General features: G+C 56.2%; 12 protein-coding genes. 7 read left to right on the forward strand and 5 right to left on the reverse strand.

Annotated features, from left to right (window positions below; translation table 11 throughout):
• The first annotated feature begins 22 nt into the window (after window positions 1-22).
• Both CU103_RS06110 and CU103_RS06115 read left to right on the forward strand, forming a co-directional pair.
• Window positions 23-952, forward strand: coding sequence for a substrate-binding domain-containing protein (locus CU103_RS06110; protein ID WP_245448656.1), 930 nt, complete (start codon window positions 23-25; stop codon window positions 950-952).
• Window positions 953-1,108: 156 nt separating this feature from the next.
• On the forward strand, window positions 1,109-1,504 hold the full coding sequence (locus CU103_RS06115; protein ID WP_106663026.1) for a hypothetical protein: 396 nt from the start codon (window positions 1,109-1,111) through the stop codon (window positions 1,502-1,504).
• 30 nt (window positions 1,505-1,534) lie between these two features.
• On the opposite strand, the gene trhA is transcribed toward CU103_RS06115, so the two are convergent.
• Window positions 1,535-2,191 (reverse strand): PAQR family membrane homeostasis protein TrhA, encoded by a 657-nt coding sequence (gene trhA, locus CU103_RS06120; RefSeq protein ID WP_245448630.1) that lies wholly within the window; start codon window positions 2,189-2,191, stop codon window positions 1,535-1,537.
• Between the two features lie 302 nt (window positions 2,192-2,493).
• Between trhA and CU103_RS06125 the strand changes: the two genes are divergently transcribed.
• Window positions 2,494-4,206: a cache domain-containing sensor histidine kinase gene (locus tag CU103_RS06125; RefSeq protein ID WP_106663027.1), complete on the forward strand. Its 1,713-nt coding sequence runs from the start codon at window positions 2,494-2,496 to the stop codon at window positions 4,204-4,206.
• Between the two features lie 144 nt (window positions 4,207-4,350).
• Here CU103_RS06125 and CU103_RS06130 read toward each other — a convergent pair whose 3' ends face one another.
• Window positions 4,351-5,319: a formylglycine-generating enzyme family protein gene (locus tag CU103_RS06130; RefSeq protein ID WP_106663028.1), complete on the reverse strand. Its 969-nt coding sequence runs from the start codon at window positions 5,317-5,319 to the stop codon at window positions 4,351-4,353.
• Between the two features lie 250 nt (window positions 5,320-5,569).
• Here CU103_RS06130 and CU103_RS06135 point away from each other — a divergent pair, with 250 nt between their 5' ends.
• The 4 genes from CU103_RS06135 to CU103_RS31945 all read left to right on the forward strand — a co-directional run bounded on the left by CU103_RS06135 (window position 5,570) and on the right by CU103_RS31945 (window position 9,222).
• Window positions 5,570-6,220 carry a hypothetical protein gene (locus CU103_RS06135; RefSeq protein WP_106663029.1) on the forward strand — a complete coding sequence of 217 codons (651 nt, stop codon included), beginning with the start codon at window positions 5,570-5,572 and terminating at the stop codon, window positions 6,218-6,220.
• 391 nt (window positions 6,221-6,611) lie between these two features.
• Window positions 6,612-6,833, forward strand: a complete 222-nt coding sequence (locus CU103_RS06140; protein WP_245448631.1) for a hypothetical protein — start codon at window positions 6,612-6,614, stop codon at window positions 6,831-6,833.
• 122 nt (window positions 6,834-6,955) lie between these two features.
• Window positions 6,956-8,713, forward strand: a complete 1,758-nt coding sequence (locus tag CU103_RS06145) for a tetratricopeptide repeat protein (protein ID WP_106663031.1) — start codon at window positions 6,956-6,958, stop codon at window positions 8,711-8,713.
• 299 nt (window positions 8,714-9,012) lie between these two features.
• Window positions 9,013-9,222, forward strand: coding sequence for a lysozyme family protein (locus CU103_RS31945; protein WP_245448632.1), 210 nt, complete (start codon window positions 9,013-9,015; stop codon window positions 9,220-9,222).
• A gap of 12 nt (window positions 9,223-9,234) precedes the next feature.
• Here the strand turns inward: CU103_RS31945 and CU103_RS06155 are convergent, their stop codons facing one another.
• Genes CU103_RS06155 through CU103_RS06165 form a run of 3 tightly spaced genes read right to left on the reverse strand, consistent with a single transcriptional unit; the run spans window position 9,235 to window position 12,341 of the window.
• The gene (locus CU103_RS06155) at window positions 9,235-10,413 is read right to left on the reverse strand and encodes a hypothetical protein (protein WP_106663032.1); all 1,179 of its coding nucleotides are present in this window, start codon (window positions 10,411-10,413) and stop codon (window positions 9,235-9,237) included.
• 7 nt (window positions 10,414-10,420) lie between these two features.
• Entirely contained in the window at window positions 10,421-11,689 is a 1,269-nt protein-coding gene (locus CU103_RS06160) for an alpha/beta hydrolase (RefSeq protein WP_106663033.1), read from the reverse strand.
• A gap of 19 nt (window positions 11,690-11,708) precedes the next feature.
• Complete coding sequence (locus CU103_RS06165) at window positions 11,709-12,341, reverse strand: response regulator (RefSeq protein WP_106663034.1); 633 nt, start codon at window positions 12,339-12,341, stop codon at window positions 11,709-11,711.
• Window positions 12,342-12,522 lie beyond the last annotated feature (181 nt).

Raw genomic sequence — 12,522 nt, forward strand, 5'->3', positions numbered from 1 at the left:
CAGACAACTTGCCAAATGGGCCATGGCAACCGCGCTAATTGCCCCATTCGCATTCAACGTCCCCACCGCAGACGCCAAGGACAAATATGTGATCGGCTTCAGCCAGACGACAACCGTGGAGCCCTGGCGTGTCCAATTCAACAAGGATCTGGAGGCCGAGGCCAAGAAACACGCCAATGTCGAATTGCTGGTCGCGGATGGCCAGGACAAGACGGAAAAACAGGTGGCTGACGTTGAGAATTTCATTCGGCAAGAAGTGGATGCCATCCTGATTTCACCCAAGGAATCGGCTGGTCTCACCGGCGTTGTCGAGAAAGCCATGGATGCCGGGATTCCGGTCATTGTTCTCGATCGCAACGTCGATACCGACAAGTTCACGCAGTGGATTGGTGGAGACAATGTCGTCATCGGGGAGGCAGCCGGCAAATATGCCGTCGATCTCCTCGGCGGCAAGGGCAAAGCCAAGGGCACGGTCGTCGAGATATGGGGCGGCCTTGGAACGCAGGCCAGTCATGACCGGAGCAATGGCTTTCACAAATATACCGATGCAGAGCCAGGCATCAAGTATTTGCTCGACAAGCAATCGGGCGACTGGAAGCAGGATCAGGCCTATAACATCATGGCAACCGCCTTGCGCAACCATGAGGACATAACGATGGTCTACGGCCACAATGACCCGATGGCCTATGGCGCATATCTTGCGGCGAAGGATGCGGGCCGGGAAAAGAATATACTTTTCATCGGGGTGGACGGTCTTCCGAATGAAGGTGTGCAATGGGTGAACAAAGGTGAGCTCGCAGCGACATTCCTCTACCCGACGCCCGGGGCCGAAGGGCTGCGCCAAGCGCTGAAAGTGCTGGCTGGAGAAAAAGTCGAGAAGAAGATCGTCCTTGAAACGGAAGCGATTACAAAGGAAAACGCCCCGGCGATTTTGAAAGCCAACGGTCTGTAATGTCGAATGAAATGGCGAGCCGCGTGATCGCGCGGCCCGCCCCAGGCATGTGCCCGTTTACCGCGTTTGGCTGAATCGTTTGCATCGGCGACGCTGGTGGCGCTCAATGCTGTGGCCAATTCCTTGTTGGGAGCATTGACAGGCAGGAGAATCGAGATGAAGAAAAGTGTCATACCCACCGTGACGATTTTCATGTTGAGTTCGCTGATGACCCCTTCTTTCGCCGAACCACTCAAAACCATGGCTGATGTTGGACGTGCGATCAATACCTGCTGGACCGCGCCATCAGGCTTGAAGGGCACCGTGACGCTCAGTTTCAGTTTCAAGCGTGATGGTAGTCTGTTTGGTAAGCCTCGGCCCACCAACATCAATGTCGAAGGCGACGACAAAGCGCGCCAGCAATTTATTGAGTCTGCCATCAACGCACTGAGCGCCTGTACGCCGCTGACTTTTTCCTCAGGACTGGCGGAAGGCATTGGCGGTCAGGTATTTACGATGCCTTTCAGTGCGCCGGATAATTCTGGCGTAACGCCTACAGTCAATACACAGTGAAGGTCTGTCGAAGGTCTATAGCCGCTTCAATTAGACAACCAGGGAATAAACGGCGGCGAAGTGTATGCCGGCCGCGATGAGGACGAAAGCGTGCCAGATCGCATTGTGAAACGGCAGGCGTTCAAGCACGTGGAAGATGACGCCCAACGAATAGACCATGCCGCCGGCGAGTATCAGCCAGAGTACCGAAGCTGAAAGGGCCCCCGCCAGTTCATGATAGGCAGCAACACCGCTCCAGCCCAGCGCGAGATAAAGTCCGATCGACAGCCTGTCGAATCGGTCTGGCTTCAGAATTTTCAACATGATCCCGGCCACCGCAATCACCCATACACCCGAGAGGAGCCACCAGGTACCGCTCTTGGCCATGAACGGCGTGTATGTCCCAGCAATAAGCAGATAGATCGCTGAATGGTCGAAACGCCGCAACAAGCGTTTCACCGGGGAAATCGGCCATATATTGTAGGCCGCAGAGAGCGCCATCGAGAGAACGAGCGTTGCAAGATAGATCGCGGTTGCCGCCGATGTGCCTCCGGCTGGTTGATTGAGTACGATCGTCAGCAGGGTCGTCGATGCGATAACGGCGAGAATGACGCCGACAATATGAACCGCGCCATCCGCCCACAACTCTGCCCCCGAATAATTCCGGAATATCGTAACGGGTAGGGCGCGTGTCGGTGGTGTCTGCAATGAGCTTCCTTGTTGATTAGGGTTACCAGCCTATTTCATTCCAATGGATAAACAACCAAAATCCGCCCCGTGCAATAGACCCGGATCGACAGGTCCGGTCGTGTCGCATGTCCCGGCCGTCTGGCGACGTCCCCCAGGGGGCATGACAGTCGCGCCAACCCGGCCAGGAAGAGCCCGATGCGCGGATAGGGAAAATATGTAACACTGTTATACTATGTTCAGTTCCTCCTCTGGGGAATATTGGAAGAGAAGTGCAAGAACTTGAACACCGGAGTGTTCGCTTGCTGCGTCGGGGGCGGCCATTGAATATTCTGCGCAGATACGGTGATCGCTGGAACTGGGTGCTCGTTCCGGCACTTTTGCGCCGCTTCGGCCTGATCTTCCCCGACGGAAAGAGCCTGTCCGGCAACACTGTGATGAACGCGCGCGCTTCGTCCTTACTGCCCTACGGGCTTTTTCTGCTTCTCGCCGTCGCTGCCATCGTCATGGTGTTCGTTGTTGGTGTCTTTGAGAGCAGGGACCGCATGATTTCGCAGTCCAAGATCCAGCTGAGGCAGAAGACGGCGCTACTGGAGGCCTATGTCAGCAAGTTACTCGAGGCGAATGACATGGTCTTGCAGAACATTGCGTCCGAGATCGATCCGATGCCCTGGCCTGAAATTATTGCCTCGGAACGGGTATCGAAGCTATTGGCGACACAGAAGCAATATCTGAAGCATTCGGGTGTCATCGCTCTCGTCAACCAGGACGGCTCCCTGGTGTCCTATAGCGAGGGTTTTCCGGCAAAATCGTTCAGCGTCACCGATCGGGATTACTACCGGTTCCATCGTGACAATCCCTCGGATGCGACTTTCATCGGCGAGCCATTGATTGGCCGCGTTTACGGCAAGCCGTCCTTGACGATGAGCAAGTCATTGCGTGGACCCGACGGGAAGTTTGAAGGTTTGATACTGATAACAATGCCGATCGAATATTTCTCCAGACTGTTCAAGGGAGCGGCCTCGCCATCGGACGTTGCTCAACTCCTGCGCGACAATGGAAAAGTGATCGTAAATGTTCCTTTCCTGGAAGGAAGCACCGCAGTGCCCCCCTGGTTCCCCGATGCGGTGTCCGAACATCCCGATGCGGGCGTCATTCAGAATATTTCATCGACAGAAGGAGACGACCGCCTGGTGGCCTACCGGAAGGTCGAGGAGTTTCCGTTTTATGTGAGTTATGGCATAGACGAGGGCAAGCTGCTTTCCGGGTGGCGGCAGTCGATTCGGGTTTACGGAGCTGTTCTGGCAACAGCCCTCGCGGCCTTCATGGCGACGGCATGGCTCGCACGCCGCCGATCGATTGCGCTGGTGTATTCGAACGAGTCTCTCCGGGAAGTGAGTGAGCGTGTTCTGGTATCGCAAGATGATGAACGGCGCTCGATCGCACGGGACCTGCACGATTCCACCGGACAACACCTCATCGGCGCAGCCATGGAACTGGCAAATGTGAAATCCCGCATGCGCAATATCGATGACGAAACGTCCAAGGCGTTGGCGCGCACGGCGGAACTCATATCTCAAAGCAATGAGGAACTGCGAACACTTTCATACCTGCTGCATCCGCCGATGCTTGACGAGTCCGGGCTACCCAATGCCTTGGAACTTCTCGTCGTTGGCTTTGAGGAGCGCAGTGGGCTGGAAATTGAATTGCGGGTTTCGCCCGAAATCGGGACGAAGAGACCGCCGCCTGGCGTGGAGCTGGCTATTTTCCGTATCGTGCAGGAAGCGCTGACCAATATCTACCGGCATTCCCGGGCTCGCACCGCGACGATCAGGCTTGTTCGGCAGGGAAGCGACTCCAGCTCCATGCTTTCGCTCACGGTGAAAGACGACGGCGTTGGTATTGAACGCCGCAACCGCAAATACATAGGCGTCGGTCTTTCCGGCATGGAGGCACGCTTGCGTCCGCTCGATGGATTGCTCGATATATCCACGGGCAGAAAAGGGACGACGATATCGGTAAAGGTTCGTGGCTGAGAACCACGCCGGATAACTCAATTTTCGAACGTGTACCATCATTTCCGAAGACGGCGATGCGGTTCTCGCGCCGAACGAACTTCGCGCCGCCCTGGCGGTCACCGACTTGCAATACTGCTCATGGAAGACGATCGCTTGGTTGGGCTACGGCCGCTTGACGCAGCGGAAACCGACGTGGCTTGTGGACGTATCTTCCGGTTCTGCATGGCGGGCGGCGGGACGATAGCGCCGGCAGTAGTTCGGCGCACAAAGATGCGACCCGCCCTTGAGTACACGCCGTGGAATGCGAATCTCCGGTTGGGCTGGATCGTAGCTGGAGTCCATCGCTCCACCCCTGGGATTGACGGGAATGCAGCAAGCTTTTGCCGCGGGTTCGGGGTGGCGGGTCGACCAGAAATCGCCCGTCCACTCCCATACATTTCCGATCATGTCGTAAACGCCATATCCGTTTGGTGGGAAACTGCGGACGGGCGATGTTCGGTCATCGCCTTGGGAGCGAAGGTTGTGATGGGGGAAAATGCCTTGCCAGGTGTTGGCCATTAGCCGCCCTCCGGGCGTCATCTCGTCACCCCAAGCAAACTCGGCGTCGACCAGCCCGCCGCGTGCGGCGAGTTCCCACTCGGCCTCCGTTGGCAAATCCTTGCCCGCCCAGTCAGCATAAGCCTTGGCGTCGCAAAAGGCGACATGGACAACGGGATGCTCGAACTTGCCCCTTATGTCGCTTCGGCGTCCATATGGGTGTCTCCAATCGGCACCGAATTTGAATGTCCACCACTGGGTGATGTCGGGGCTTGTGACAGGACGGATTGGCGGATCGAACATCAGCGATCCGGCCTTGAGCATATGAGGCAATGCGCCGGGATAGTCCGTCGGATCGGGCGTTTTTTCTGCGAGCGTGACATATCCTGTAGCTTTGACGAATTCGATGAACTGACGGTTGGTGACGGGGGTTTCGTCAATCCAGAAACCATCGACTTCGACCGGATGGGCAGGCGCTTCCTCGGTGTAGTGCTTGTCCGAACCCATCGTGAAGGTTTTCCCGGGTATCCAGACGAGCCCGTCCTCGGAAACGGACGGCTCCTTGAGGGTCTCCCGCCGGATTATAGCTGTCATCCTGTGTCGCCTCCGAATTCGTCTGGTCCAGCATCAATAAGAAGGGGCGCCAACTGAAGTACGTTACGGTTACAAACGGCTGTTCAAGGGGTGAGGATGTGAAACTGGACGGGGCAGGCGGTTCCGAATCGATGCACATCGTGCGTGACGCGAGTTCGGATAAAACTGCTGCCGTAACAGTTAAGTACTTCGTTCTCCTCCAGGATTGATCAAAGATCGGAATCCTCAAACTAATCAACAGGAGCCCTGGATGAGTGCGACACGTTTCCCGATCATCTCTGTCATTACATTCATTGCAAGTTTGCTCTTGTTCCAGCAGGCCCGGGCCGACGATGTAAAGCTGTCCGGCTTTCCCTCGCTTGTCCTATCCGGTGGAGCTGCCAAAGCGACCTCCCATCCCATTCCAAGGCCTTTCGATAACCGGGTGAAGGCCGATACACTCGACATCGGATTCGGTCGGACCGCTCTGGATGAGATCCAGAAACAGTTCGGAGGCGAAATCCGAACACGCGGTGCAGGAACGGGGGCGGCGAGCTGGTTGTGTTTTCAGGTGGCGCTCGACGGTCACGCCTCGAACCTTTGGTTCATTTCCAATGGAGAAGGCAGCGGTTCGAAGCGTCTCCTGACGATGGTGGCGGCGGAGGAAAGCGATACGGCGCGGTCGGGTTGTTCGCAGGGTCCTGAGACACTCACCGTATGGATGCTCCCGGTACCCGGCTTGAAAGACCGTGAACAAGATTTACAGAGCGCTTTTGGCACATCGGTGAAAGACGGGATCATTCGGTATTCGAATGAAGCTGGACCGGATAATAATGGGTTTACGACGTTGCAGGCGCTTGTCTACAGACTGGAAGACGGCAGGATCAATGCTGTATCGTTTGGTCAGATCACGACGAAATAGTCGAGCGCAATCACTCTGCCACCGCTGACATTGGACCGGCACGTCGCGCGTTGCGATTTAAAGCGAGTACGTAACAGTAACGCGAATTGGACAAAATCCGTCACCTGGATCAGGCAGGCAATAGGCTCATGCGAGCGGACATCTAACGAAAATACTTCAATATAATTCCCGTATCCGCCCTGTCGAACCAAGATACGACATGGCGTTTACCGTAACGTACTCCCAAGCAACACCCTATTGGACATTATTGCATGTTGGTGGGTGCACAAATCCGCTGTCATCGATTTGTGTACCTTGTGCGTATGTTCACAATCGGAACCGAATAACCAGGAGCAGGTTCAAAATTAAGGCGATGTCGACGGCGTCAGAGCAACGGGGACTCTGGAAGTTGATGCTCAAACTGCCCGCAATGCGTGGACGGTTGCAGATGCTCAGCGCCCGAAATCCCACCCTGCTGAGCTTGTGTGATGCATTTGACGAAGCAAGCTCCACACTCGATCGTTTGCGGCGAAATGGCTCCGACGATCTGAAACTTATTGCCGAATACGAAACGCTGTGTTCAGATCTCGAGGGAGAGGTCATCGACATTTGCATGCGCGCTAAGATGATCTGAACTTGCGAGACGTAAATTAAACGTATCAGTACAATTCCGCTACAACCTAGGGTGTTCACCCTATGGCGTCGCGGAACGTTCCGTTCGATTGTATCCTGAGATGAAAATTGCGGGGTTCTGCCATGGAAGTTGACGCGAATGTCGACCTACCGGAAACGGAAGGGGTTACCGAGCTGGAGGCTCAGATGGAGCTGGACAGGCTCCTTGCCGACTCACAATTCCATTCGACGGAGCGCAATAGGAATTTTCTGAGGTTTGTCGCCAAAGAAATGTTTGAAGGGCGTGGCGGTGCGGTAAAGGCGTACACGATTGCGGTTGACGTTTTCGGCCGTCCCTCCAGTTTTGACCCCACGACTGATCCGATTGTCCGTATAGAGGCGACAAGGCTCAGGGCATCCCTTGCTCAGTATTATGAATCCCGTGCCGAAGAAGGCAGCGTTCGCATAGAATTGCCGCGCGGAAGGTATATCCCGGTCTTCACAAAAGCACCGCCGCAGGGGGACAACCTCGATGATGTCGACGCTGCCGACGAACCCAGATTTGAGGGATTATACTCCGGGTGGTGGAACACGGCCTCGAAGCGCAGTTTTATCGTTTCGGTTATCGCTGTCGCGGCAGCCTTTGTCACAATTTGGCTGGTTTCTGCCAAATCACCTGTATTCTCGGACAAGCCTAGTGTCGCAGTCGAGATGAAGCTGGCAGGTAACCAGACAGATATCGAGGCCGGACTTATCCGTGACTATCTGATGATAGCTTTGTCGCAATTCCAGACACTCAAGCTTGCCGCTGGTCAAACGCCCGATGTTGTCGCTGCCGGTGCCGCACAGGCCGCCCCCGGGCCGCTGTCGTTCAACTCTGCGCAACGAACGACAAGTCCTTATCACGTTATCCTCAAATACCACCCAGCAGATGCAGATCGCGCGGTCTGGTGGCAGATCGTCAATCCTGTAACCGGGGAAGCACTGCACTCGGGAGTCGAACGGGTCTTGGTGGACAAGAAATCAGAGACCGATGTCCGGCGCGAACTCGTCACGAACCTTGCGACCCGGTTCGCCGGCACCCGCGGCGCGATCAACAGCATTGAACTGGCACGTGAGCTGACTGCGCCAACCTTTGGTAATGGCTGTATTCTTCGTTCTGCTGTGGCAGTTGAGCAGTTCAACCCCGATGAATTGTGGGAAGCCAAGACTTGCCTCGATGCCACGCTCCTGGCGGCACCCAATGATCCTGACGTCAACGCTGAGCTGGCAATCGTACTCCTGGAGTTGGAGGCGCCGGAAGTGTCGGCCGAATTGACCGCGCGCGCACTCGCACTTGCAAATCGATCTGTCACTCTCGCGCCGACGTCGGATCGTGCCAGCTATGCTCAGATGCTGGCCCTGTTTCGAACTGGACAAATGGAAGCGGCCTTCGCGTCCGGGTATCGGGCCATGTCGCTCAATCCGAACAACAGCGTCATACCAGCCCGATTGGGTTCTTTGCTTTTTGCCCATGGCAGATGGGCGGAGGGCGCCGGTTTGGCCATTAAGGCTGGCATGATCGAAAACGTCCCCAATACCGACACGGGCCTAACTTTGGCTCTTGATGCCTACCGGCGCGGAGAATTTGCCGAAGCCCTCCTTCGGGTCCAGCAAATGGGACGTTCTGACAATTATGTGGCGAATATTCTTGAGATAGCAGCATCCGGGCAATTGGAGGAAGCCGGGAGTGCGAAAGACGCGGCACATCGCGTGAGTTCTTATCGCGAACATTTCTGGACGTCTTTCCGCGCTGACATGACGGCGAGGCACTATGTGCCTGCACTTATTGACCAGCTTGCCGCCGGACTGATCAAGGCGGGCGTCCCTTTGCCACGCCCCGTGGCGGACGCCGCCAACTAGAGGCGGCATCGCCGCGAGCTTCGGGACACCCGCCGGTCAGGACGTCATCAAGAAGCGATATAGCGATCTGGCTTATCAGCGCGCGATGCAGATCCACATATGGGCGCTGCCGGCACGTTGAGCGGGAGGTTTACAAACATGCACAGGGGGTAGGCATCGAAAAGGACGAAGACCGCAACGTCGAGGCCGGGTCCAAATATCTGCGCTAACTGATGGATACTTATATCAACGAACCCGGTTTGAATTAACGTGACCGGCAGTTGCTGGCATTTGCGGCTTACAATGCCGGTCCGGGGAACGTGAACAAGTTCCGCCACAAGGCCAAGGAGATGGGCCTTGATCCGAATGTGTGGTTTGGGAATGTCGAGAATTCCGCCGCTTCAATAGCGGGTAGGGAGACGGTCCAGTACGTCGGCAACATCTATAAATACTATGTTGCCTATACGATGCTGGCCGAGAGGCTCCAGGAGAACGCTGATGCTTTCAATACCGGGACAAAAGGCGGTTAGCGCGCTCCAGTTTCAAAACAGCAGAAGGTGTTTGAGAACCGGAATGAGTTCCTTGACGGGAAGCTGCGTGAAGCCGGCCGCCGCAAATGGCAATAGCGCAGCCGCAGATACCGGGACGAGCGTTGCTCTGGTCACCAGCATTGGGGAGAGTTTCTTGGCGGCCTCATAGAACTTTGCGGGGTCCGGAATCTCATCCTCGGTTACGTTGCCTTCATCCGCGATCACATTTCTACCCAGCGTTTTCCGCTCGGCCTGCCGCTGGTATTCGGTTCCGCGGGTCGCGGCAGCCAGCAGTGAGCTTTTCTTGAGGTCGGAAAGCAATCTCATGAAACATATGAGCGGAATTCCGAAATAGGCAAATATCAATGCAAGCCACAAACCCATGATGGTACTGAGCGCCGAAACCGTGAATGTGCCGTGCAGGACCTGGTGGGTTACAGCTGCCGAGATGACGCCACTCACGGCAACCGTGAATAGCACATACGCGTTGGGATACTTGCCGATGAACCCAAGACCACCATGGCCATCCGGGTGACTGGCGACGAGCCGGGTTTCCAGCCGCGAAAGGTCCCGCAACAGCAGGGACCATATGATGTGCCGCCACAGAGCACGTCCCACCAGGAACCAGAAGAGCGTATTGCTGACGATGATTGACCACCACGCCGCCGGGCTGAGCGATGTGCTGGCATCGTTGATCGTTGTCGCCCATGATGACGATGTACCATTCTGGTCATTCATCAAGAGAACGCCGGAAGCCAGCAGTGCCAGCAGCAGACATATCAGTTCGGCCGGCGTTGAGTTTCGCCGGCGAAGGGCTCTGGCCACCGCCGCTTTGGCCAGACCAAGGGACTTTGGCGTGAGGAGCCGCCCGTCGAAGAGTTGCCGGACACTTTCGCGCAGGTGCTCTTCAATCTGTGTTTCCGCCAAAACGAGGAGGCCGATCGCTAGAAAGAAACGCGCCCAGGCGCCGGGATCGAGCAGAAAGGGACGAGCCGCGAGTGGTCCGAGGGCCGTACCCGCCACTACACTAAGAATCAATGGAACACCCCAGGCCAACGAGACGAAGACAAGTGCGCGGACGGCCGGATTGAGACCCTTGCCGCGAATTAATTTCGCCTTTAGTTGCAGGTCATAAAACGGCCCTCCGCGGGCGATGAGAAAGGGCCGGGGGTGATTGGGGTCGTCCACCATAGACGAATCAGTAGCTCAATTCGCTTGATGGCGTCTTGCTTCCCAAAGTTCTGTCAAGTTTGCTGGGTTTCTTCGGGGCCTGATTTTGCTGCTCGAGCACTGTCAGTGGCGCAGCCACCGTCGTAGCGGCTACCTTTCCAACCGTGCTGACTGTTCCGGCAACCACCGCCGTTATGCCCTGGCCGAGCGATACATTCGAATCGGTCAAAGTCTGCCCGGTCACCAGGCGCTGGCCGATTAGCTGTACGACCTGCGGGCTTTCCGCGAATTTGCCATGATTGAGCCTGTCTCCGCTTTTGACCTTGGTCAGGTCGATTACTGTAATGCCGGCTTTTTCAAGCTGGGTGCGATAGGGCTCGTCCGCCGGATTGATCGCTCCAAGCCGTTGCACGTCGCCTGAAATGAAACGCGAAGCTGCAAGTGCCCGGTCGTCCTGGGAGACGAAGATAGTAAATTGCGGGCGTTTCTCGCCCATTTCCGTCCATTGGCGTGCGAACACATCGACATCAATGTCTGGCGATGCGAGAATGACGTTATCAATCTTTGCGGCTACCCTGCCGTCACGGATTGCCATCTGGCGCAAGGATTCCACGGCAAGCCAAGTCCCCATGGAATGAGCCATGACCGTGATATCCTTGACGTCCGGGTCTTTCGCCAGCGTACGCAGCGTCTGCTCGAAAGCCACCCGTGAGTAGTTGGTGCTTTCCTTGTCGTAATTGTAATCGAAGACGCTGGCGCGAGACGGCCAGGTAAAAAGGATTGGAGCCACTTGCGCGCCGGAATCGTGAACGATTTGGGCAAAGCGAAACACGGAATCCTCATAGCGATTGTTGAATCCATGGACGAAAACCAGAGCATGGCCGCCAACGGTGTGCTTCCGGAACCAGGACCGGCCATCCTCGACGGAATTCAGCTGCCTGACGTTGGTAACTGCAAACTCGGTTTCCGGATTCGGCGGCAGCCGCTTGGGCCACTGGACGCTGCCGGCCTTGCGATACTTGTCAGAAGGAATCGAAACAGTGATTTCGTTCAGATAGGGCCGTGGACTGCGCTCGCCCGTAAATAAGGTAGCAGGATCATCCGAAGGGACGCGGCTTGTCACGACGAGCATGTCCACTTTTGACCCGCCGGTCGCTCCTGTGGTGAGAACGGGGGCCATGACACCCCTGGCGTGGCCGGCGCATCCACCCAATACAAGGGCGAACAACAACAGGGCAGGTACGCCGAAGCGTGGAAGCCCAAGGGACGGGGTTGGTCCTGGAGTGTGATACTTCATGTTTCGCTTTTTCGACAGGTCATGCTTCAATGAGCCGGTTTCTGATCGCATACCGAACGAGCGCGGCGGTTGATTTGGCGTCGAGCTTGCGCATGGAAGCGGAACGGTGGCTTTCAACCGTTTTCTCGCTGAGCCCCAGGATCGCTGCGGTTTCCTTGTTGCTGTGTCCCTCCGCAATCAGTTTGACGACTGCCGTTTCCCGCGCCGTCAGTATGCTCGGCGAGGCATCCGATTTCGCGAGATACGAGGACACCAGGATATCGGATACCGTCTTCGTAAAGAATGGCTGATGGTGTTCCAATGCTTCCACTGCCTGAACCAGGTACAAGGTCGCATCCGACTTGAGCAGATATCCCCGGACGCCAGCTTCGAGAATATTCCGCAACAAAGCCTCGTTATCGTGTTGGGTAAACATGAGGACTTCGGTCTTGGGGCTGTGGACACGGATCTGGCGGGCAACTTCAATCCCGTTGATGAAGGGCAGGGCATAGTCGAGGATCGCGATTTCTGGTTCAGTTACCCGCGCTTGTTCCACCGCATCGCGTCCATCGGCTGCCTCGCCCACGACCTCCCAACGATCTCGTCTCGACAGGATCGCCCTGACGCCTTGCCTGACGATCTCATGGTCGTCAGCGATTAGGATTCGTGTCATAGTCGCCCCCGCATTTGGTCGGTCCGGCATGCTCCTCATTTATCCCCGAGATGGCCAGAGCAGAACAGATTACTCCTACACCGGAAATGCGGTTCCGGCAAAAATTAACAGTTACGTACTTCCGGTTGCGGCGCCGATGCCCGTTAATGCCGCAACAAATCAGCGGGAGCGCCCAAGATGA

This window comes from Phyllobacterium sophorae, from assembly GCF_003010965.1.
Classification (GTDB): Bacteria; Pseudomonadota; Alphaproteobacteria; order Rhizobiales; family Rhizobiaceae; genus Phyllobacterium; species Phyllobacterium sophorae.

Excerpts from the sequence above, each read along its gene's own strand:
- CU103_RS06145 (WP_106663031.1), top strand. The coding sequence starts at position 6,956 with ATGGAAGTTGACGCGAATGTCGACCTACCGGAAACGGAAGGGGTTACC.
- CU103_RS06135 (WP_106663029.1), top strand. The coding sequence starts at position 5,570 with ATGAGTGCGACACGTTTCCCGATCATCTCTGTCATTACATTCATTGCA.
- CU103_RS06140 (WP_245448631.1), top strand. The coding sequence starts at position 6,612 with ATGCTCAAACTGCCCGCAATGCGTGGACGGTTGCAGATGCTCAGCGCC.
- CU103_RS06160 (WP_106663033.1), bottom strand. The coding sequence starts at position 11,689 with ATGAAGTATCACACTCCAGGACCAACCCCGTCCCTTGGGCTTCCACGC.
- CU103_RS06165 (WP_106663034.1), bottom strand. The coding sequence starts at position 12,341 with ATGACACGAATCCTAATCGCTGACGACCATGAGATCGTCAGGCAAGGC.
- CU103_RS06115 (WP_106663026.1), top strand. The coding sequence starts at position 1,109 with ATGAAGAAAAGTGTCATACCCACCGTGACGATTTTCATGTTGAGTTCG.
- CU103_RS06130 (WP_106663028.1), bottom strand. The coding sequence starts at position 5,319 with ATGACAGCTATAATCCGGCGGGAGACCCTCAAGGAGCCGTCCGTTTCC.
- CU103_RS06155 (WP_106663032.1), bottom strand. The coding sequence starts at position 10,413 with ATGGTGGACGACCCCAATCACCCCCGGCCCTTTCTCATCGCCCGCGGA.
- CU103_RS06110 (WP_245448656.1), top strand. The coding sequence starts at position 23 with ATGGCAACCGCGCTAATTGCCCCATTCGCATTCAACGTCCCCACCGCA.